13 protein-coding genes and 1 tRNA gene are annotated in these 22,299 nt (G+C 59.0%); 10 read left to right on the top strand and 4 right to left on the bottom strand.

Going from position 1 to position 22,299, the window contains the following annotated elements:
* The first annotated feature begins 414 nt into the window (after positions 1–414).
* The 4 genes from dnaG to KO536_RS21145 all read left to right on the top strand — a co-directional run bounded on the left by dnaG (position 415) and on the right by KO536_RS21145 (position 7,866).
* On the top strand, positions 415–2,370 hold the full coding sequence (gene dnaG / locus KO536_RS21160) for a DNA primase (protein WP_219262873.1): 1,956 nt from the start codon (positions 415–417) through the stop codon (positions 2,368–2,370).
* A 67-nt stretch (positions 2,371–2,437) separates the two neighbouring features.
* Positions 2,438–4,285, top strand: a complete 1,848-nt coding sequence (rpoD, locus tag KO536_RS21155) for an RNA polymerase sigma factor RpoD (protein ID WP_133075298.1) — start codon at positions 2,438–2,440, stop codon at positions 4,283–4,285.
* 117 nt (positions 4,286–4,402) lie between these two features.
* A complete protein-coding gene (locus KO536_RS21150; protein ID WP_219262872.1) occupies positions 4,403–7,774 on the top strand; it encodes a bifunctional diguanylate cyclase/phosphodiesterase in 3,372 nt (1,123 codons plus the stop codon).
* Positions 7,775–7,789: 15 nt separating this feature from the next.
* Positions 7,790–7,866, top strand: a tRNA-Ile gene (locus tag KO536_RS21145).
* 117 nt (positions 7,867–7,983) lie between these two features.
* On the opposite strand, the gene KO536_RS21140 is transcribed toward KO536_RS21145, so the two are convergent.
* The 3 genes from KO536_RS21140 to KO536_RS21130 all read right to left on the bottom strand — a co-directional run bounded on the left by KO536_RS21140 (position 7,984) and on the right by KO536_RS21130 (position 11,993).
* Complete coding sequence (locus tag KO536_RS21140; RefSeq protein ID WP_219262871.1) at positions 7,984–10,419, bottom strand: TonB-dependent receptor; 2,436 nt, start codon at positions 10,417–10,419, stop codon at positions 7,984–7,986.
* Positions 10,420–10,521: 102 nt separating this feature from the next.
* On the bottom strand, positions 10,522–11,490 hold the full coding sequence (locus tag KO536_RS21135; RefSeq protein WP_219262870.1) for a FecR domain-containing protein: 969 nt from the start codon (positions 11,488–11,490) through the stop codon (positions 10,522–10,524).
* Positions 11,487–11,993: a sigma-70 family RNA polymerase sigma factor gene (locus KO536_RS21130; protein WP_219262869.1), complete on the bottom strand. Its 507-nt coding sequence runs from the start codon at positions 11,991–11,993 to the stop codon at positions 11,487–11,489. The genes KO536_RS21135 and KO536_RS21130 overlap by 4 nt, the downstream gene beginning before the upstream one ends.
* Positions 11,994–12,214: 221 nt before the next feature.
* Between KO536_RS21130 and KO536_RS21125 the strand changes: the two genes are divergently transcribed.
* A complete protein-coding gene (locus KO536_RS21125) occupies positions 12,215–12,970 on the top strand; it encodes a response regulator transcription factor (protein WP_219262868.1) in 756 nt (251 codons plus the stop codon).
* 32 nt (positions 12,971–13,002) lie between these two features.
* Complete coding sequence (locus KO536_RS21120) at positions 13,003–14,346, top strand: ATP-binding protein (RefSeq protein WP_374105724.1); 1,344 nt, start codon at positions 13,003–13,005, stop codon at positions 14,344–14,346.
* Here KO536_RS21120 and KO536_RS21115 read toward each other — a convergent pair.
* Positions 14,330–16,297: a TonB-dependent receptor domain-containing protein gene (locus KO536_RS21115; RefSeq protein WP_219262867.1), complete on the bottom strand. Its 1,968-nt coding sequence runs from the start codon at positions 16,295–16,297 to the stop codon at positions 14,330–14,332. The genes KO536_RS21120 and KO536_RS21115 overlap by 17 nt on opposite strands.
* A 171-nt stretch (positions 16,298–16,468) precedes the next feature.
* Between KO536_RS21115 and KO536_RS21110 the strand changes: the two genes are divergently transcribed.
* The 4 genes from KO536_RS21110 to pqqF all read left to right on the top strand — a co-directional run bounded on the left by KO536_RS21110 (position 16,469) and on the right by pqqF (position 22,247).
* Positions 16,469–16,921: an Lrp/AsnC family transcriptional regulator gene (locus tag KO536_RS21110; protein ID WP_019823049.1), complete on the top strand. Its 453-nt coding sequence runs from the start codon at positions 16,469–16,471 to the stop codon at positions 16,919–16,921.
* A 150-nt stretch (positions 16,922–17,071) separates the two neighbouring features.
* Positions 17,072–18,754: an NAD(P)/FAD-dependent oxidoreductase gene (locus tag KO536_RS21105; protein ID WP_133075290.1), complete on the top strand. Its 1,683-nt coding sequence runs from the start codon at positions 17,072–17,074 to the stop codon at positions 18,752–18,754.
* Between the two features lie 211 nt (positions 18,755–18,965).
* On the top strand, positions 18,966–19,760 hold the full coding sequence (locus KO536_RS21100; protein ID WP_219262866.1) for a carbon-nitrogen hydrolase family protein: 795 nt from the start codon (positions 18,966–18,968) through the stop codon (positions 19,758–19,760).
* Positions 19,761–19,799: 39 nt separating this feature from the next.
* On the top strand, positions 19,800–22,247 hold the full coding sequence (gene pqqF / locus KO536_RS21095; protein ID WP_219262865.1) for a pyrroloquinoline quinone biosynthesis protein PqqF: 2,448 nt from the start codon (positions 19,800–19,802) through the stop codon (positions 22,245–22,247).
* The last annotated feature ends 52 nt before the right edge of the window (positions 22,248–22,299 follow it).

Below are 22,299 nucleotides of genomic sequence, written 5' to 3'. Positions count from 1 at the left end.
AGTTGTTGAAGGTTACATGCTTTATCGTCAAGGCCGCAGATGCGACCGCGACAAGCGTTACATCACGTCAGACCTGGCCTAATAGCCAGCGGTGCACGTCTTTACTGACGAGCCTTCCAAGGCTACCGACGAGCACACCTCTCTGATTTTCCCTAAAGACGATCAGCCCAAGGCACCTCTCCAGTGTCTGCTTATGAGCTATCCGAGACCAGCCATTGGTCAGTGCCGGACTCAGAGCGTGAAAATTACCGATCCCATTCACTCTGTTTAAAATGAGCAGACCGGGTTTCGACAGATACACTTCCCCGAAATAATTGAGCTGACGCCCCACGATCGAGCAGTGCATTCGCCTGCACGCGCGATGTCCAAGCCCTTTATACGGACCCATTTCTGCGCAGTGATGACGAGAACGCCATGGCCGGGTTAATCCCCCAGAGCTTTATTGACGACCTTCTGAACCGTACCGATATCGTCGATGTCGTCAGCTCTCGCGTGCAAATGAAGAAAGCCGGCAAAAATTACACGGCCTGCTGCCCCTTCCACAAAGAAAAAACGCCGTCTTTCAGCGTCAGCCCCGACAAACAGTTCTATTACTGCTTTGGCTGCGGCGCGGGCGGCAACGCCCTCGGCTTCATCATGGACCACGACAACCTGGATTTCCCCCAGGCCGTCGAAGAACTGGCCAAAGCCGCCGGCATGGAGATCCCGCGAGAAGAAAGTGGCCGCCCACACAAGCCGCGGCAGCCAACTGACTCTCCGCTCTATCCACTTCTGACCGCGGCTGCCGATTTTTATCGCCAGGCATTAAAAACCCATCCTGCACGCAAAGCTGCTGTGGACTACCTGAAGGGCCGCGGCCTGACCGGCGAAATCGCCCGCGACTTCGGTCTCGGATTCGCCCCGCCAGGCTGGGACAATCTGTACAAACACCTAAGCAGCGACACACTGCAGCAAAAAGCCATGATCGATGCGGGCTTGCTGGTGGAAAACGCCGAGACCGGCAAGCGCTATGACCGCTTTCGTGATCGCGTCATGTTTCCGATCCGCGACAGTCGTGGCCGCATCATCGCCTTTGGTGGCAGGGTCCTGGGCGATGACAAACCCAAATACCTGAACTCCCCGGAAACGCCGGTCTTTCATAAAGGCCAGGAACTGTACGGGCTGTTCGAAGCACGCAAGTTCAATCGCAGCCTCGACGAAATCATCGTGGTTGAAGGCTACATGGACGTCATTGCCCTGGCCCAGCAAGGCCTGCGCAATGCCGTCGCAACACTGGGCACCGCCACCAGTGAAGAACACATGAAGCGCTTGTTCCGCGTGGTACCCAGTGTTTTGTTCTGCTTTGACGGCGACCAGGCAGGCCGCAATGCTGCCTGGCGCGCACTGGAGGCCACACTCCCTTGCCTGCAGGATGGACGGCGCGCGCGCTTTTTGTTTCTGCCTGAAGGCGAGGACCCGGACACACTGGTGCGCTCCGAAGGTACCGACGCCTTCAAGGCACGCATCAACCAGCACGCACAACCACTGGCCGATTACTTCTTCCAGCAGTTAACCGAAGAAGCAGACCCGCGCTCGCTAGAAGGCAAAGCCCATATGGCCACGCTGGCAGCACCGCTGATCGACAAAGTCCCGGGTGCCAACCTGCGGACCTTGATGCGCCAGCGCCTGAGCGAAATTACCGGCCTGACCAGCGAGACCGTCAGCCAGCTGGCGCAAAACGCACCTTCGAAGCCCCAGGCTCAACCGACCTACGACCCCGGCATTGATTACGATGCAATGCCCGACTACAGCGACTTCCAGCAACCGGACATGTACATCCCGCAACAGGAATGGACGCCGAAAAAGCCTGGCGCTGGCGGTAAAAAGTGGGAAAACAAACCCTGGGACAAAAAAGGCAAGCGTGGCGGCGAACGCGAGCAGGCCTGGATCCCCGTAGGCGTTGAACCGCCTACACTGACAGCCCTGCGCACCCTGCTGCACCATCCGCAACTGGCCAAAAAAGTTGAGGATGCCGGGCACTTTGCTGCAGAAGACCAGACTAACAATCAGTTACTGATTGCGCTGGTAGAGGCCGTACAGAAAAATCCTAAGCTAAGCTCTATACAGCTACTGTCCCGCTGGCACGGCACTGAACAGGGCCGCTTGCTGCAAAGACTGCTGGAAAAGGAATGGCTAATTGATGCCGATAACCTTGAACAACAGTTTTTCGACACCATAACTAGCTTGTCAGCTCGTCAACGCGAGCGAAATCTAGAGCAACTTCTTCGAAAAGCACGTCAAGGCGAGCTAAGTAGCGAGGAAAAAAATCAGTTACGCGACCTTCTAAGTCGCAATAATCCCGCATCAAACCCGACCTCAACTGGCGCGTGAGGTCATAGCTAAGGTATAATCCTCGGCTTGTTTTTTGCCCGCCAAGACCTTCAGTGGATAGGGTGTTATGTCCGGAAAAGCGCAACAGCAGTCTCGTATCAAAGAGTTGATCACCCTCGGCCGTGAGCAGAAGTATCTGACTTACGCAGAGGTCAACGACCACCTGCCCGAAGATATTTCAGATCCGGAGCAAGTGGAAGACATCATCCGCATGATTAATGACATGGGGATCCCCGTACACGAGAGTGCTCCGGATGCGGACGCCCTTATGTTGGCCGATGCCGACACCGACGAAGCAGCTGCTGAAGAAGCAGCTGCCGCGTTGGCGGCAGTAGAGACCGACATTGGTCGTACTACCGACCCTGTGCGCATGTATATGCGTGAAATGGGCACGGTAGAACTGCTGACACGTGAAGGCGAAATCGAAATCGCCAAGCGTATCGAAGAAGGCATCCGTGAAGTGATGGGCGCAATTGCGCACTTCCCTGGCACGGTTGACCATATTCTCTCCGAGTACACTCGCGTCACCACCGAAGGTGGTCGCCTGTCCGACGTTCTGAGCGGTTATATCGACCCGGACGATGGTATTGCGCCGCCTGCAGCCGAAGTGCCGCCTCCTGTCGACCCAAAGGTGAAAGCCGAAGGTGATGACGAAGAGGACGATAAGGAAGAGTCCAGCGAAGAAGAGGAAGAGGTCGAAAGCGGCCCCGATCCGATCATCGCGGCTCAGCGCTTTGGCGCCGTTTCCGATCAGATGGAACTCGCTCGCAAGGCACTGAAAAAGCACGGTCGTGGCAGCAAGCAGGCAATTGCCGAGCTGGTTGCACTGGCAGAGCTGTTCATGCCGATCAAACTGGTCCCGAAGCAATTCGAAGGCCTGGTTGAGCGTGTTCGCAGCGCCCTGGAGCGTCTGCGTGCACAAGAGCGCGCCATCATGCAGCTGTGTGTACGTGATGCACGCATGCCGCGTACCGATTTCCTGCGCCTGTTCCCGGGCAACGAAGTCGACGAAAGCTGGAGCGACGCGCTGGCCAAAGGCAAAAGCAAATATGCTGAAGCCATTGGTCGCCTGCAACCGGACATCATCCGTTGCCAGCAAAAGCTGTCTGCCCTGGAAGCAGAAACCGGCCTGAAGATTGCCGAGATCAAGGACATCAACCGTCGTATGTCGATCGGTGAGGCCAAGGCCCGCCGCGCGAAGAAAGAAATGGTTGAAGCCAACTTGCGTCTGGTTATCTCCATCGCCAAGAAGTACACCAACCGTGGCTTGCAGTTCCTCGATCTGATCCAGGAAGGCAACATCGGCTTGATGAAAGCGGTAGACAAGTTTGAATACCGCCGCGGCTACAAATTCTCGACTTATGCCACCTGGTGGATCCGTCAGGCGATCACTCGCTCGATCGCCGACCAGGCCCGCACCATCCGTATTCCGGTGCACATGATCGAGACGATCAACAAGCTCAACCGTATTTCCCGCCAGATGTTGCAGGAAATGGGTCGCGAACCGACCCCGGAAGAGCTGGGCGAACGCATGGAAATGCCTGAGGATAAAATCCGTAAGGTATTGAAGATCGCTAAAGAGCCGATCTCCATGGAAACCCCGATCGGTGATGACGAAGACTCCCATCTGGGTGACTTCATCGAAGACTCGACCATGCAGTCGCCAATCGATGTAGCCACTGTTGAGAGCCTTAAAGAAGCGACACGCGATGTACTCGGCGGCCTCACAGCCCGTGAAGCCAAGGTACTGCGCATGCGTTTCGGTATCGACATGAATACCGACCACACCCTCGAGGAGGTTGGTAAACAGTTCGACGTTACCCGTGAACGGATTCGTCAGATCGAAGCCAAAGCGTTGCGCAAGCTGCGCCACCCGACGAGAAGCGAGCATTTGCGCTCCTTCCTCGACGAGTGATAACAAAACCCCCGGCCCTGCCGGGGGTTTTGCTTTATAGCCAAGACCCTTCCTGCTCCCTCCCCCTGCCACAGCCCGACTACACTGGATGCATCCAGGCGTTTTGAAGAGACGCGCATGTCACGATTGCTGGCCATCCTGCTACTGTCGCTTGTCGTTTGGACTACGGGCTCCCACGCCCTGACGTTCACCGATAATGAACAACAGTGGCTCAAAGACCATCCTGAGCTGCTCCTTGGTATCGACACCACGTGGCCGCCCTTTGAGTTCCGCGATCAGGAAGGCAACTACAAAGGCCTTGCCGCCGATTACATACAGCTGATCAGCGACCGGCTGGGTATAACCTTCAAACCGGTGGCAGCTCCAAGCTGGAGCGAAGTGCTGGAACAGACCAAAGAAGGCAAGATCGACTTGCTGCCCGGCATCATGTCGACACCTGAACGTCAAAAGTACCTGGCGTTTACCCGGCCCTATCTGGACTTCCCCATCGTCATCCTCGCCCACAAGGGTGGCGCGTCACCGAAAAACATCGAAGACCTCTACGGCCTCAGGGTCGGCGTCATTGAAAACTACGCCCCCCATGAGCTTCTGCGCGCGCAATACCCGGACCTGAACATCGTCGCACTGCCCAACGTCAGTTCGGCCCTGCAGGCGCTGGCCACGGACCAGGTCGATGCGATGGTCGGCGACCTGGCTTCCAGCGTATGGAGCCTGCGCCAGCTCAAACTCGATGGTCTTTACGTCAGTGGCGAAACGCCTTTTCGCTTTCAACTGGCAATGGCCGTTCCCAAAAGTCAGACCGTGCTGCTCGAACTGCTGGACAAAGTACTGGCTGACATAAGCCCCAGTGAAACCGAAAGCATTCAGCAGCACTGGGTCGGCAACATCAGTGACTACCGGGCCTTGTGGCGCACCTTGCTGGTGTATGTCCTTCCCGGCGCGCTGCTATTGATCACCGTGCTGCTCATCGTCGTGCGCATCAATCGGCACCTGAGCTCTGAAATTTCCCGGCGAACGGCCCTGGAACAGGAGCTGCGCAGCAGCGAGCATCACTACAGGGGAATGATTGAAAGCCTTTCAGCTATCGCCTGGGAGGCACCACTGGGCGGCGGCACCTATACCTATGTCTCCCCCCAGGCCGAAGCGTTGCTGGGCTACCCGATTGCAGACTGGCTAAGTCTGGGCTTCTGGAATCGAATCCTGCATCCCGACGACCTGGCCCGAGCCCGGGAATTCCGCGAAAAGGAAGTCAACGCCAACTGCGACCACAGCCTGGACTATCGCGTGATCACCGCTGACGGCAACACGCTGTGGCTGCGCGACATCGCCAGCATCACAACCCATAACCTGCAGGTCGTACTGCGCGGCCTGATGATCAATATCAGCGAAACCAAGCAGACCGAAGAGGCCTTGCGCTTATCCGAAGAGAAGTTCGCCAAAGTATTCCATGCCTCACCCAATGGCCTGTTAGTGAGCCGAAAAAGTGACGGCCTGCTGATAGAGATAAACGAAGGCTTCAGCCGTCTCAGTGGTTATGACAGTACCAGCGCCTTGCACCACTCAACGTTTGACCTGCATCTATGGGTAGATTTCCAGCAGCGGCGCGAAGTGCTGCGACTACTGGAACAGGACGGTTTTGTACGGGACTTCAGCTGTAACTTCCGTCATAAAGACGGGCACATTCGCCTCTGTGAGATTTCCAGCTACCCACTGATGATCGGAGCTGAACACTGCATTCTGACCATCATTCACGACATCACCGAACGTCACCAGATGCAGGAAAAACTCCTGCAAACGGCCACCGTCTTTGAAAGCACGGCCGAAGGCATCATCTTTACCGACCCCCAGCAAAAAATCACTGCAGTGAACCGGGCCTTCACCGAAATCACCGGCTACAGCGAGAGTGAAGCAGTGGGTCAGACCCCGAGAATCCTGGCGTCAGGCCAACACGACAGGGTATTTTTTGCAGCCATGTGGCATCAACTGTCGAACGCCGACAACTGGCAGGGCGAAATCAGCAACAAACGCAAAAATGGCGAAATCTACCCCAACTGGTTGACCATTAGCGCCGTTCGCAACAGCGACAACCTGATCACCCACTTTGTGGCCGTATTTTCTGATATTTCCAGCCTCAAACATGCTCAGGCACGCCTTGACCACCAGGCCCATCACGACCCGCTGACCAACCTTCCCAACCGTTTACTGTTTGAAAACCGGTTATGCGAAGTACTGGCCGATCAGAGGCGAAACGGCCAGCGCAGTGCCGTGCTGTTTCTGGACCTTGATCGATTCAAAAACATCAACGACAGCCTCGGGCATCCAGTGGGCGACCTTCTGCTGAAAGGCATCGCAACCCGCCTCAAGGAACAGCTGCGCGACATCGACACAGTGGCCCGTCTGGGCGGGGATGAGTTCATCATTTTGCTGCCCGGGCTCAAACAAGCCAACGATGCGCAAATGATTGCCAACAAGTTGCTGGCGTGTTTCAACGCACCCTTCCTGGCAGGCGAGCACGAGCTTTTCATCAGCGCCAGCATCGGCACCAGCGTATTCCCGGACGATGGCGACGACGTCGCCACACTCGTCAAAAATGCCGACCTGGCGATGTACCACTCCAAACTCAAAGGGCGCAACCGCGTCGAACGCTACAGCCACGACCTTGGTTCACAAGCCAGTGCGCGGGTCGTCCTGAGCCATGAGCTGCGCCGAGCCCTGGAACGCGGCCAGGTATCACTGTTGTACCTACCCAAAATCAGCCTGGATGACTGCAGCGTGGTCGGGGCCGAAGCTCTGCTGCACTGGATCCACCCCATACTCGGAGAAATCCCCCACGAGCGCTTGATTCATCTGGCCGAAGAAAACGGCATGATCATACAAATAGGGGATTGGATGCTTGAACGCGCCTGCCAGCAACTGCACTCATGGAACCAGGTGTACGTCCCCTTTGGAGCGATCTCAGTCAACCTCGCAAGCGCTCAACTGCACCAACCCGGGTTACTGGAGCACGTACAGCACCTGCTCAAGACTTGCATGCTCAAGCCCGGCTACCTGCAACTTAAAATCACTGAAAGCTTTATTACGTGCCAGGCCGAAGAAGCCTGTGAAGCCCTGCATCGACTCAAACAACTGGGGGTAAGACTGTCCATTGACGATTTCGGCACCGGCAACTCGTCCCTCAGCTACCTCAAGCGCTTGCCGCTGGACACGCTGAAAATCGACTCGTCTTTTATCAAGGGCCTGCCCGATGACGCACACGATGCCGCTATTGTTCGCGCCATCATTACACTGGGGCACAGCCTGCAATTGACCATCATCGCGGACGGCGTAGAAACCGGGGCACAGCGTACATTCCTGGCCCAAGCCGGTTGCGAACAAATCCAGGGCGCCATCGTCAGCCCCCCTCTGTCTGCTGAAAAATTCGCAGCAACCTTCCTTCGTATGCCTATTTCAGATTTTTCGGATAGCACTACCGAGAAACCGTCGTTATAATCCGCGGCCTACTGAGGGCCTATAGCTCAGTTGGTTAGAGCAGGGGACTCATAATCCCTTGGTCGTAGGTTCGAGTCCTACTGGGCCCACCATACTCAAAGCCGCGCACTGCGCGGCTTTTGTGTTTCCGGGGTTTGGGATTTTGCTTTTCAAAACACCCTGAAAACCGCTTTCCGTCCACAAACCGTCCACACCCTTGATTCGCGGCATCAGAACGTTGGCGTGTATTTCACGCTGAACATTACGTTACGCGGATCACCGTAGTTGTTGTTGCCATTGAGCTGGTTATAGCCCGCAGTGAAGTAGGTTTTGTCGAACAGGTTGTTGGCGTTCATCGCCAGTTCGATCTCCGGCGTCATCTGGTAGCCGACACGGGCATTCCACACGGCGTAACCCGGCACGTTCACGGAGCTGTCATAGCCAATCGTATGGGTTTGAGCGGTGAAGCCAAGGCCCGTGCTCACGCGGCTCCAGTCACCGCTGAACTGGTAGTTGCTCCACACCCGCAGCATGTGTTTTGGCGTCCACCAACTGAAGATTTTGCCTTCGCTTTCCGGGTCTTTGAGGTATTTGGTGGTGTTGTAGGTGTAGCCCGCAAACAGTTGCAGGCTGTCGGTCACTTCACCGCTGATTTCAGCCTCGATCCCCTGGCTGCGCACTTTCCCTGACGCGATTGAGCAGTACCAACCGTCGCAGAGCTGGGGCGATTGCATGTCAGGGACGGCACGGTTTTCCTGGTCATAACGGAACACCGCCAGGGAGGTGTTGACCCGGCCGTCCATCAACTCACCCTTGATGCCGACTTCGTAGTTGCTGCCGATCACCGGCTTGAGCACAGGGCCCGTTACGGTGCGGGCAGTCTGTGGTTCGAAAACGTCGGTGTAGCTGGCGTAGACGGCCCACTCGCGGCTCAGGTCATAGACGATGCCTGCGTAAGGGGTGACTTGCCCGGTTTCGTTGGTGGTGCTGTCCGGGTTGGCGGTAATGCCGGACGCTTTCTGGGTCCAATACTTGTAGCTGTAGTCGTACCAACTGACCCGGGAACCCAGCACCAGGGTCAGGGAGTCGACCGGCTTGACTCGCCAACTGCCATAGAGCCCTTTTTGACGAATGTCATAGTTGCTCGGAGTGCCCTGCCCCCCTGGGGAATTAATCAGGCCTTCGTAGCTGATGTCAGGACGGTCATGGTCGATACCGAAAATAGTGTCAGTGCTGTCATTGAAAGTACGGGCGTATTGGTCGTCCGTGGTCAGCTTCGAGTAGTTACCGCCGACCATGATCTCCTGCTGCATGGACCAGGCTTCGAATTTGCCGGTGAGGTTCATGTCCAGACCGATTTTGGTGGAGTCGAAGTCCGAGTAAAAATCGGCGTACTGCACGCCGCTGCCATCCGCGGCCAAGCCCTTGAGGGTGGATTGCACCCGCTGGTTCTTGGCTATATTGCTCTCGGTCTGGCGCACGGCGCCGACCTTGAAAGCCCAGTCGTCGTTGAATCTGTGCTCCAGATCGGCATAAAGGGTGGTGACATCGATCTGAGAGTGGTTCCACTTCGCGCCGGTGTAGGTGCTGCGCGGCAGATCGATTGCCTTGCTGTCAGCGTAACGCGGGAAGCCGCGAACCATCGGCCGTGATTCGCCGCTGGAGTGGCTGACCGCCAGGCCCAGGGTGGTGTCGTCACGCAAATCGAAGTCCAGGGCACCGTACAGCGAGGTGGTTTTACTCCAGGCGGAATCGACGAACGAGTGGCTGTCGTCCTGGTCGGCCACGAAGCGTCCACGGACCGTGCCGGTCTGGTTCAGCGGGCCGCCGGCGTCCAGTTGCAAGCCGTAATGATCCCAGGAGCCCGCCTTGCCGGTGAGGGTCACAGTGGGTGCGATCTGCCCGCGTTTGCGCACCAGATTCACCGCGCCACCAGGGCTGCCGGTGCCTTGCAGCAGACCGGATGCGCCACGCAGCACTTCCATGCGATCGAAGAAGATCAGGTCCTGGGTTGCCCAGTTGCCCAGTGCATAGGTGTTGCGCGGGATCGGTACACCGTCGTATTGCCAGTCGTCGATCTGGAACCCGCGCGAACTGAGGATCATGCCTTTACCCACGCCTTGTGCGCCGACCAGTCCGGTGGTCTTGTTGGCCGCGTCCTTGAGGTCTGTCAGACCTTGATCGTCCAGCTGCTTGCGGGTCACTACCGTGATCGACTGAGGGATTTCCTTGAGGGTGTGGGTGCCCTTGCCGATGGTCACCGCCCGCGAGGTGTAGGAGCCAGAACCTTCAGTGGTGGCGTCGGTGCTGAGTTCAACGATGTTGGTAGCCCCCAGTTGCAGCGCGGCATTGCTGTCCATGACCGGCTCGACGCTGAAGTTGCCCTGGCCCGTCACTCGCAGTTGCAAGCCGCTGCCCGACAATGCCTGTTGCATCGCCTGCTCGGCGGGCATCTTGCCGACCACCGCAGGCGCCTGCTTGCCCTTTACCAGCGACGGCTCCAGCGAAACGATGTGTCCACTCTGGCTGGCAATGGCATTCAGGGTGCTGGCGAGCGGGCCGGACGGCAGATTGAAGGTCAGATCCTGCGCTTGCGCCAGAGTGGAACTGGCCAGCGCAGCCAGGGTGACGGCAACGCAAAGGGGATGGGGCCACGGGTTGAACACAGCGTTCTCCTGAAAATGTGAAAGTGTCAGGAGATAGGTGGGGCGAGAAATGAAAACCAGACACGAATGAGAGCGATTTTCAAAAATAACGCTTCAGCCGTGCTATTTCCCACGAATTAATGTCAACCAGGGGCTGTAGCGATCAACACGAATCGGCAGGGTTTCTGCCAGTGCCGCAAACACCCGATCCGGATTTTCTAGCGGGAATACCCCCTGGACACGAAGGTTGCGAACCTCGGGAGCCACCCGCACAAAGCCGCGACTGTAAGGGCGCAGTGCGTTGACGACTGCCTCCAGCGGGTCGTCCAGCACGTTCAAGCGCCCGATCATCCAGTCAGCCCGATGATGTTGATCACCGGCGAGCGGAGCAATGTTGCCGGCTTGCATGACGGCTGACTGGCCTTCCTGCAAATCAATGCTGGTGCCGTCGAACAGCCGGACGTTGACCGAGTGCTGCAATACCACTACCCGCGTGGCGCCGTGTTCCTGGGCCACGAGGAATCGAGTCCCCAGTGCGCGAATTTCACCTTCTGCGGTGCGCACGCTCAGCGGACGAAGAGGATCGGCGGCGACCTGGATCACCAGCTCGCCGTGGCGCAAAATCACCAGGCGGCGCTGGGTATCGAAGCGCAGGTCCACCGAACTCTCGGCATTCAGGCTCAGGCGACTGCCGTCGGCCAGGGTGAAGTCCTGACGCTGGCCGCGCCCGGTGTGCAGGTCAGCCAGCAGCGAGTCACCCCACGGGCTGCGCGCACCGACCCAGGTAGCCCCGCCGAGCAAGCCAAGCCCTGCAATTACCCTGAGCGCATCGCGGCGCGAAGCCTTGGGTTGGAGCAATAGTTGGCGCGCTTCTGCGGCCTGGCCGGGCACCCGTCGATCCAGTGTGCGAACGGCACCGAAGGAAGTACCCAGTCGCTCCTGCAAAGTGGCCCAGGCCTGGGCGTGGGCGGGATCGAGTACCAGCCAGGCATTGAAACGCTTCTGCAGCGACACATCCGGTTCGCCCGCACGCAGGCGCACCATCCAGTCGATCGCCTGCTCGCTGACGGGGTCAAGACGCCGCTTGCTCATGATGCACCTTCGCTCAGATAGCACTGACGCAAAGCCTGCTTCATGTAGCGGCTCACCGTGCGCTCGGACAGCTCAAGCTTGCGGGCAATCTCCACGTAGCTCAGGCCATCCAGCTGGCTGTAGAGGAAGGCCGCCTTGACCAGCATCGGCAGGCCGTCAATCGCCCGATCGATGGCCACCAGGGCTTCGATCAACAGCAATTGTTCTTCCGGGGACGGCGCCAGCGCTTCGGGCAACATGGACAGGCGTTCGAGGTAGGCCAACTCCAGCTTGCGCCGACGATGACGATCGAAGATCAGGCGTCGGGCAATGGTCGACAGGTAGGCACGGGGCTGCTCGATGGCGTCCGGGTCTACCCGTGCCACCAGTAACTGGCAAAACGTATCGGCAACCGTGTCCTCGGCATCGGCGTGATTGCGCAAATGCCGCTGGATATGGGACAGCAGCCAACGATGATGATCGCTGAAAAAAAAGCCCAACTTGCTGGTCGAAGGAGGTTGCACCGAGCGGCCCACCAGATGTAAGTGCGAATTATTCTCAATCTTACCCGCAGGACGTTCGCCACTTCAATACTTGGTTACAACTCCCTGCCCCCTTAGAAACGAGCTTTGGCAGGCTCGTTGAGGCAGGGGATCAGCGCCCCGTAGCCTCTGCGCACAGAGATACAACTGAGAAATGCTAGTAGTATCATTGCCATCTGTTTCTCCCGGTGTTTCTACCCGCCATGACCCCCCTTCCCCCGAACACGGCGCCCTGCGTACTCATCGTCGACGACAGCCGCAAAATTCGCGAACCGCTGGCCGCGTACCTACGCCGCCACACGTTTGATGTGCGCACGGCAGCGGACGCCGCGGGCATGTGGCAATTGCTCAAGCAACACGCCTTTGACGTGATCATTCTCGATGTGTCGTTACCCGATGGCGATGGCTTTGACTTGTGCAGCAGGCTGCATCGGCGCGCCGACACTCCGGTGATTCTGCTGACCGCCCGGGACACTTCGGCAGATCGGGTACGGGGCCTCGACCTGGGAGCAGACGACTATGTGACCAAACCCTTTGAACCGAGGGAGCTGGTTGCGCGGATCAACAGTGTGTTGCGTCGCCACCGTCCTGGCGCCGCGAAGCAGGTTGCATCGACAAGCGCCCTGAAGATGAGCCCCTGTTATCGGTTCGCTGGCTGGCTGTATAACCCCAGTCACGCCACGCTGACCCGTGATCAAGGGGCGCAGATTGTGCTCAGCACGGTGGAGAGCAAACTGCTGCAGGTGTTTCTCGACCAACCCAATACGCTGCTGCCTCGCGAACGCCTGATTGACCTCACGACCGCCACCGACAGCGATGTCAGCGATCGCGCCATCGACCGCCAGGTCAGTCGCCTGCGCCGCAAGCTGGCGAACAGCGCCGGGGAGCCCGAGTTACTGCGCACAGTCTGGGGTGGCGGTTATCTGTTTGCGGCCGATGTCACGTTGCAAGCGCCATGAATCGTCTGCGCGCCCTGTGGCCCCGCAAGATGCTGCATCAACTCAGTGCGTTGTTGTTGCTCGCGCTGCTCGCCTCCAATGTCATCGCCATTGTGTTTGTGCAACACACCGGCGCGTTGATCCATCCCCTGTCGCGCACCATGAGCCTGGAGCGATTGGTGACCGCCCATCATGTGGCCATGGAAGCCAAGGACGAGGTCTTCGACCGGCTGCTGGGGGCGATCACCAGCGCAGATGCACGTTTCTGGATCTCCACCCAGGCCGACGTCGAACCCTTTGCCATGCGTGCCGAAGAACAGCGAATGGCCAGCGCCCTGCGCGAGCAGCTGCAACTGGCCCAGGACGTGCGCGTGGCCATGCAACTGGAACGGGTCAGCGGCGACCATGCCCGGGGGCGCGTGTTCAGCCCCGACGGCTGGGCCCCCCTGCGGCTGCGCAGCAGTATCGAATTGCCCGACGGCCGCTACCTCAACGCCCTGCAACATCCGGCAGGCGCCTACGAATGGGGAAATATGCTGGCGTACAGTCTGCCGGTGACGACCGTTCCGGTGCTGTTGATCGTGATGTTCTGCATCAGCCGCGTAGTGCGCCCGGTCAAGACCCTGGCCCAGGCCACCGAACGCGTCAGCCGCGGGGAATGGATTGCGCCACTGCCTCTGACCGGCCCACAAGAAGCACGTGACCTGACGGCGGCCTTTAACACCATGCAAGCCAATATCGCCCGCCATGTCGAAGGCCGTACCCGAATGCTCGCGGCGCTCAGCCACGACCTGAACACGCCCATCACTGAACTGCGGCTGCTGCTGGAACTGCTGGAAGAGAGCCCTGCCCGCGAGGACATGCTCGAAAGCCTGGATGAGTTGAGTGCGATGGTGGGCGCAACCCTCAACTTCGTTCGTGACGATGCCGTGCAGGAGCCCACGCTGACAATCGTGCTGAATGACATGCTGGAGGATCTGGCCAAGCGCTACCGACTCATGAAGCAGCCGGTCACCTGGTCAGGCTCGGCGCCGATCATGCTCACCTGCCGTCCCCTGGCGTTGAAGCGGGCCTTGACCAACCTGATCGACAACGCACTGCGTCACGCCGCAGATGCCACGTTGACGCTGTACCAGGAGGACCCCGGCACCCTGCGACTGGAAATTCTCGATCACGGCCAGGGCCTGCCGCAAGAATGGCTCAGCAAAGTGTTCGAGCCCTTCGTACAGTTTGGCGCCGCCGACGGTTCTCACAATGGCGGCATCGGCCTGGGCCTGGCCATCGCCCGCGCCTGCGTGCAAGCCCACGGCGGCGAACTGCTGCTGGAAAATCGACCGCCCGCCGGGTTGTGCGCCGTGGTCAGGCTGCCGATGGCCCTGGTCAGAAGTTCAGCGTAGCCCCCATCCACAAGGTGCGACCGTAGTTCACCGTGCCGTAGGTTTCGTCGTCCAGACGCTTGTCCGTCAGGTTGTTCAGTGAGCTGTTCAACGTGATCGAGTCTGTGAGTTCGTAAGAGCCGCCGATATCAGCCGTGGTGTAACCCGGTGCAGGCACGTCAGCCAGGGTGTTGCCGGTTTCTTCACCGTAATAGCTGACGGACGCCCAGGCCTGGGCACGGTCCGTCACCACCCACTCGCCGCGCACGTTGGCTTTCTGTTTGGGCGTCAACGCCAGTGGGGCGCCGGCGTTGGCGCCGCTTTTCTGTTCAGAGTCGGTGTAGGTGTAGTTGGCCTTGAGCAAGACGCTGTCGCTGACATCCCATTGACCGGTCAGCTCAACGCCCTGGATCACGGCCTTGTCGACATTGACGCGATCCATGACGATGTAGCCATTCCATCGCTCATCAGTGGTGACGGTAGAGAGTTTGTCTTTGAAGTCGTTGTAAAACACCGTCGCGCCTGCCGACAAATTGTCGCGATTGGACCACAGCGCGGACATTTCGTAGTTGGTGCTCGACTCGGGCTTGAGGTCCGGGTTGCCAAACATCACGAAGCGATTGCGGCGCAGGTAGGCGTAGTCCTTGACCACGGCACGCAGCTCCGGCGCCTTGAAGCCACGGGCGATGCCGCCCTTGAGGGTCCAGTTGTCGGTTGCGCGCCACACCCCGTAGATTCGCGGATTGGCGTGGGTGCCGTACTGTTCGTGGTGGTCCAGGCGCAATCCTGTGGTCAGGGCAAAGGTATCGGTCATCGCCCATTCGTTTTCGGCAAACACGGCCTTCTGTACCACTGAGAACTCGTAATCGACGCGATCACCCAGGCCCTGGTTCCAGTCGGTCAACTGGCTTTCATTCCACTGCACGCCGACGGTGCTGACATTGTGCGCGGTCGGCAGCACCAGTTTGGCGTCAAACACCGTGCTCTTGATCTCGGGCTTGCGGCCGTAGATATCCGTTTGCGCAGGTGTCGCCTTGCCCTCGCGGCTGGACGTTTCCTGGAACAACGCCATGTCCGACGTCGCCCAGCCCCAGCGCCCCTGGTGTGACAGCGACCAGTGATCACGATTGTTCTCTTGTTCGCGGGTGGCCCAGTTTGCGCTCACGCCATCGCCGTTCTTGAGGCGCGTGGCGCCCGCTTCCAGCAGGATGTCGTGGTCGACTGTCGGGGTGAATGCCAGCCGCGCGGTCAGGTCACGATGATCGGCATTGCTGAAACCATTGGTTTGCTCGATGTCGTCGTCCGCCTGGCGGTCCAGATAACGGCCCCAGACCTGCAAACCTAGAAAATCCTCGCGCAGCGGACCACTGAGGTAGAACTGGGTCTGGCGGGCATTCCCCTGGTCGCTGTGCTGGCGCGCCGAGTAGTCGTAGCCCACAGAGCCGCCCCACTGGGGCGACACTTTGCGGGTGATCACGTTAATCACCCCGCCAATGGCATCCGAGCCATACAGCGATGACATCGGCCCTCGAACCACCTCGATGCGCTCAATGGCCGCGGCTGGCGGCACGAAGCTCTGCTCATAACCGCTGTTGCCGTTGACCCGCGACTCACGGGCGCTCTGGCGTTTGCCATCGACCAGAATCAGGGTGTAATCGGCTGGCATGCCACGAATGGAGATATCCGTCTCATTGGCCCCGCCGTTGACCACTACACCTTCAACGTCACGCACGGCGTCGCCTAGGTCCCGATAGGATTTGCGGCGAAGCGTCTCCCCATCAATCACCGTGATCGAGGCGGGCGCATCCTCGATGCTCTGCTCGTAACCGGAAGCCGTAACGACCATTTCATCAAGGGTCAGTGCTTGCGGATCTGCCGCCTGGGCAGAAGTCACCAGCGTGCCGGATGCGCCTGCAGCCAAGGCCAGACGAACCCACAGGGGCAATGGGTGAAAGCGAAGAGACGAATGCATGAAGCGTCCTTATGATTCAACTTAAAAGAGAATCGTAATCATCTACACCCCTGTAGATTGGACAAAGTGTGACAACCCTCGGCGCTCAATCTTAAAATCCGCCCGCCAGCAAAGTGGTGCCGCAGCCCTGTACCATGACCGCCCACCACGCCCATGCCTTTGGAGCTTCACGTGCCTGATACCCGCCCTCCCGCGCTGGATGAAATCGACCGCCAATTGATTGCGGCCTTGCAGCTCAATGCACGGGAAAGCGTTGCGATGCTGGCTCGCCAGTTGGGAATTGCGCGCACCACCGTGACATCTCGGCTGGCACGACTGGAGAAAACGTCGGTGATCACCGGTTACGGGGTTCGCCTGGGGCAGCGCTTGATTGATGGCGGTTTGCAGGCTTATGTCGGGATTACCGTACAGCCACGCTCAGGCAAAGAGGTGGTCCGGCGCTTGAGCGCAATGGCCCAGGTGCAGCAACTGTGCGCGGTCAGTGGCGAGTTCGATTACGTGGCCTGGCTGCGCAGTGATTCTCCCGAGCAACTGGACCAATTGCTCGACCAGATCGGCAGCGTCGAGGGCGTCGAGAAAACCACCACCTCCATCATTCTCAGCAGCAAAGTTGATCGCGGATAAGTCACTTCGACTGCCATCTTCGTCACATTGACTAAACAAAAGCCATAACGACGACAGTTTGCGTCTTATTACCGTGTTCCACGCTCCCTATCATGGTGCCTGTCTTTTCCTATACTCAACGTTATGCGTGAGTCGCCAGCAAGGTCAGCCATGAACAAGAATAATCGCCACCCTAACGACGGCAAAAAACCCATCACCATCTTCGGCCCGGACTTTCCGTTTGCCTTTGATGACTGGATCGAACACCCGGCGGGCCTGGGCAGCATCCCGGCACACAAGCTGGGGGCTGAGGTGGCGATTGTCGGCGCCGGGATGGCCGGGATGGTGGCGGCTTATGAGCTGATGAAACTGGGCCTCAAACCCGTGGTGTATGAAGCGTCGAAGATGGGCGGACGTCTGCGCTCGCAAGCCTTTGAGGGCAGCGAAGGGGTTATCGCCGAACTCGGCGGCATGCGTTTCCCGGTGTCTTCCACGGCGTTTTATCACTACGTCGACAAGCTGGGCCTGGAGACCAAACCCTTCCCCAACCCGCTGACGCCCGCTTCGGGCAGCACCGTGATTGACCTTGAAGGCCAGACCTTCTACGCACAAAAACTGGCAGACCTGCCTGCGCTGTTTCAGGAAGTGGCCGATGCCTGGGCAGACGCACTGGAAGCGGGCTCGCGCTTTGGCGATATTCAGCAGGCCATCCGCGACCGAGACGTGCCTCGCCTGAAAGAGCTGTGGAACACCCTGGTTCCCCTGTGGGACGACCGCACGTTCTACGACTTCGTCGCCACGTCCAAGGCCTTCGCCAAGCTGTCGTTCCAGCACCGCGAAGTGTTTGGCCAGGTGGGGTTCGGCACCGGTGGCTGGGACTCCGACTTCCCCAACTCGATGCTCGAGATTTTCCGTGTGGTGATGACCAACTGCGACGATCACCAACACCTGGTGGTTGGTGGTGTTGAGCAAGTACCCCTGGGGATCTGGCGTCACGCGCCCGAGCGCTGCGCCCATTGGCCTGCTGGCACCAGTCTGAGTTCGCTCCACCACGGCGCACCACGTACCGGGGTCAAGGCCATCTCTCGTTCAGAGGACGGGATGTTTTCCGTCACCGACATACTCGGGGTGACTCGTCCATATGAAGCGGTGCTGGTGACCTGTCAAAGCTGGCTGCTGACCACCCAGATCGAATGTGAAGAGTCGCTGTTCTCCCAAAAAGTGTGGATGGCACTGGACCGTACACGCTACATGCAATCCTCCAAAACCTTTGTCATGGTCGACCGCCCGTTCTGGAAAGACAAAGACCCCGAGACTGGCCGTGACCTGATGAGCATGACTCTCACCGATCGCCTGACCCGCGGCACTTACCTGTTCGACAACGGTGACGACAAGCCGGGGGTGATTTGCCTGTCGTACTCGTGGATGAGCGATGCGCTGAAAATGCTCCCGCACCCGGTGGAAAAGCGCGTGAAGCTGGCCCTCGATTCGTTGAAAAAGATTTACCCCAAAGTGGACATCGCCAGCCGCATCATCGGCGATCCAATCACGGTGTCGTGGGAAGCCGACCCGCACTTTCTGGGTGCCTTCAAGGGCGCACTGCCGGGGCATTACCGTTACAACCAGCGCATGTACGCGCACTTCATGCAGCAGGACATGCCCGGCGAACAGCGGGGGATCTTTATCGCTGGCGACGACGTATCGTGGACCCCGGCCTGGGTGGAAGGTGCAGTACAGACTTCATTGAACGCGGTGTGGGGCATCATGACCCACTTTGGCGGCAGTACCCACGCGGCCAACCCCGGGCCGGGCGATGTGTTCCACGAAATCGGCCCGATTGCATTGCCGGATTGATCCCTGTGGGAGACCTCAAACCGCTTTCGTAGCCGTTGCCGAAGGCTACGTCCGATTGCGTAGCAATCGTAAAATCCAAGTCCCAGATCCATCTGTCACACCGCAGTACCTTGATTTACGACGACTGCGTCGCCGGACGCAGCCTTCGGCAGTTGCTACGAAATTTGTCAGCGCCAGTTTCAACGGGAAATTTGACCACCAGGAGAACCCCATGCGCGTCGCCCTTTACCAATGCACGCCTCTGCCCCTGGATGTCGCGGGCAATCTGCAGCGTTTGAATGACATTGCACGGCAAGCCGAAAACATCGACCTGCTGGTTCTGCCCGAAATGTTCCTCACGGGCTACAACATCGGCGCCCAGGCCGTGGCCAGACTCGCGCAAACCCACGACGGCGACGCCGCCAGACAGATTGGCGAACTGGCAAAAGCCACTGGCATGGCCATTGCCTACGGCTACCCCGAACGCGGTGCAGACGGGCAGATCTACAACAGCGTGCAGTTGATCGACGCCCACGGCAAAAGCCTGTGCAACTACCGTAAAACCCACCTGTTCGGCAAACTCGATCACTCGATGTTCAGCAAAGGCCCCGATTCATTCCCGGTCATCGAACTCAATGGCTGGAAGCTTGGCCTGCTGATTTGCTACGACCTTGAATTCCCGGAGAACACCCGCCGCCTGGCGCTGGCCGGTGCCGAGTTGATTGTGGTACCCACCGCCAATATGGCGCCCTACGACTTCATCGCCGATGTCACGGTGCGCTGCCGCGCCTTCGAGAACCAGTGCTATGTGGCCTACGCCAACTATTGCGGGCATGAAGGCGAGATCCATTACTGCGGCCAAAGCAGTATCGCCGCGCCCGACGGCAAGCAAATAGCGCTGGCCGGGCATGAGCAAAGCCTGCTGATTGCGACCCTGCAACGTCAGCAACTGGCGGATGCCAAAACCGGGAATTTTTACCTGGCGGACCGTCGCCCCGAACTTTATCGCGAGCTGAGCAAGCGCTAAATCCGCTAGCATGAGCGCATCTCTGTTCCGGAAGTGCCCATGCCTGCGCTGAATCACCCTCACCCCCAACGTCAGACACTTGAAAACGGTCTGACCCTCTGCGTGCGCCATGAGCCGCGCCTCAAGCGTTGTGCGGCCGTTATACGGGTTGTCGCAGGCAGCCACGATGTGCCCGCCGCGTGGCCCGGCCTCGCGCATTTCCTGGAGCACTTGCTGTTTCTGGGCACCGCGCGCTTCCCGGCGGCAGACAACCTGATGGCTTACGTGCAGCGCCACGGCGGCCAGGTCAATGCCAAAACCTGCGAACGACATACCGACTTCTTTTTCGAGCTGCCACCGGCCGCCTTTGACGGCGGGCTTGAGCGCTTGTGCGACATGCTCGCCCATCCGCGCATGGCTCTGGATGACCAGCTTCGCGAACGTGAAGTACTGCACGCCGAATTTATCGCCTGGGCCCGCGAAACGTCTGCGCAGCGGGAAATGAAGTTGTTTCAGCCACTGAACCCGGCTCATCCGCTGCGGGCATTCCACGCAGGCAACCGTTACAGCCTGCCCGTGCCGCGCGCAAACTTTCAGCAAGCCCTGGAAGACTTTTACCAAGGGTTCTATCAGACCGGGCAAATGACCTTGAGCCTGAGCGGTCCGCAATCAACCCAAGACTTGATCGTCCTGGCTGAACGTTGCAGCGCTGTGTTGCGCCCAGGCGACACCCTGCTGCAGGCTTGCCCGCCAGCGCTGCTGACCCGCGTTGAACCCCAGTATCAATACATGGACGGCCCGTACCTGAGCCTGATGTTCGCCTTGGAACAGTTGCCGCCAGAGTCCGCCCAGGCCCTGGATTTTCTGTGCCACTGGATCAACGCAGACAAGCCCGGCGGCCTGCTCGCACAATTACGCGAACAGAGGTTGGTCGACACCCTGAAAGCCACACCGCTCTATCACTTCAAGAGCCAGGCACTGCTGCAGATCGAGTTCAAAGCCACCACCGATATTGCCCCGCAGGCCATGCAGATTCGCGACACGTTCCATGACTGGCTGGCGTTTTTCAGCGCACAGCAGGACTGGCCCACGCTGCGTGAGGAGTTCCACCTTCTGCAGCAGCGTCAGCAAGACGTCAGTGGCGCGCTGGAACTGGCCCGCCGTGATTGCGAGCAACGTGCCCCCGGCCTGTCGGATCAGGGCGTAATAACCCTCAAGGCTGTGCTCGAGCAGATACAACCTGCGCCCATGCCGTCATCGCAACAGGCCTGGCATTTGCCTGCACCCAATCCGTATCTGCACGCGGCGAAAGAGCCGGTCAGCGCCGGCCTGATTCGCGGACAAACCAGCGCTCACCGTGGCTTGCGTACTTTTGCCCAGGACCGCTTGCGCACTCGCCGCGACGTGTCTGCCATGAGTTTCAGCACCGCAGTGCCCAGTCACAGCGGCGAAGCGGCGATTTACCTGCGCTGGCGTCTGCCCGCAAAGCCAGCTGACGATCTGCCGGCGTCACTGGAAAACAGCCTGCGCTCGCTGATACTCGATGCCAGACAGGCTGGGGTTGAAGTGTCGCTCAATGGGTCAGGCAATGACTGGCTGCTGAAAATGTCCGGTTTCCACGAGCCAATGCCCGCCATTCTCGAGCACGCGCTGCGTGTGCTCAGCGCACCATCGGCCAAGCCGCCGGGCAACCTGTCCCCTGGCGCCACCTTGATGCCGATTCGCCAACTGATCAAACGCCTGCCCGAGCTGTGCCAGCCAGCCAGCGAGCCAGCACTCAACGATCTGCAACACGGCTGGTCCAAGGCGCACTGGGACGGCTTGGCGGTCGGCCTGCCCGCCACCACGCAGGCCTTGATCACACCTGTACTGCACAAGGTTCCCGGCACCCCGGATGCGCATCTGGCGCAGCATGGCGAGCAGCCAGCCCAACGCCATTGGCACACCGAAGCCAGTGATTCCAGCGAACACGCGCTCATCCTGTTTTGCCCGACCCCCAAGGCAACGCTGGCTGACGAAGCCGCCTGGCGCATGCTCGCCCAAGTGATGCAAACCCCGTTTTATCAACGCCTGCGGGTCGAGTTGCAATTGGGTTATGCCGTGTTCAGCGGCCTGCGCCAAATTAATGGTCAAACCGGGCTGCTGTTCGGGGTGCAATCGCCTCACGCCTCAACGACGCAGATCTTTGAGCACATCCAGAATTTCCTCGTGGAGTTGCCGAAATTGATCTCGACGCTAGATGAAATATCTTTCACCCAAGCCCGTACTGCCTTGGCACAACAATTCTCGACCGAGGCCCTGGGGGTGTTCCAGGCCGGTGAATTGTTATGGCAAGCCAAACTGGCGGGCCACCCGTCGGATTACCTGACAGCCCTCTACACAGCACTTATGGCGCTGGATCAAGGCACTACACTGAAGGCGGCCGAGCACATTAACTCGCCGCAAAGCCGTTGGTTATGCTTGGCCACAAGTCCGGAGACTGAAACGTTTTATCAAGGGAGAAGCTGATCGTTACCAACCACGTAACGGGCTTTCTTCGACATTGAGCGTTCAAAAACCG

The sequence above is a fragment of the Pseudomonas sp. NKUCC02_KPG genome (assembly GCF_019345465.1).
Classification (GTDB): Bacteria; Pseudomonadota; Gammaproteobacteria; order Pseudomonadales; family Pseudomonadaceae; genus Aquipseudomonas.
The sequence above is the reverse complement of the archived record's forward strand: the minus strand, read 5'-3'. Positions and strand labels throughout refer to the sequence as shown.

Excerpts from the sequence above, each read along its gene's own strand:
- pqqF (WP_219262865.1), top strand. The coding sequence starts at position 19,800 with ATGCCTGCGCTGAATCACCCTCACCCCCAACGTCAGACACTTGAAAAC.
- KO536_RS21150 (WP_219262872.1), top strand. The coding sequence starts at position 4,403 with ATGTCACGATTGCTGGCCATCCTGCTACTGTCGCTTGTCGTTTGGACT.
- dnaG (WP_219262873.1), top strand. The coding sequence starts at position 415 with ATGGCCGGGTTAATCCCCCAGAGCTTTATTGACGACCTTCTGAACCGT.
- KO536_RS21125 (WP_219262868.1), top strand. The coding sequence starts at position 12,215 with ATGACCCCCCTTCCCCCGAACACGGCGCCCTGCGTACTCATCGTCGAC.
- KO536_RS21115 (WP_219262867.1), bottom strand. The coding sequence starts at position 16,297 with ATGCATTCGTCTCTTCGCTTTCACCCATTGCCCCTGTGGGTTCGTCTG.
- KO536_RS21105 (WP_133075290.1), top strand. The coding sequence starts at position 17,072 with ATGAACAAGAATAATCGCCACCCTAACGACGGCAAAAAACCCATCACC.
- KO536_RS21100 (WP_219262866.1), top strand. The coding sequence starts at position 18,966 with ATGCGCGTCGCCCTTTACCAATGCACGCCTCTGCCCCTGGATGTCGCG.
- KO536_RS21135 (WP_219262870.1), bottom strand. The coding sequence starts at position 11,490 with ATGAGCAAGCGGCGTCTTGACCCCGTCAGCGAGCAGGCGATCGACTGG.
- rpoD (WP_133075298.1), top strand. The coding sequence starts at position 2,438 with ATGTCCGGAAAAGCGCAACAGCAGTCTCGTATCAAAGAGTTGATCACC.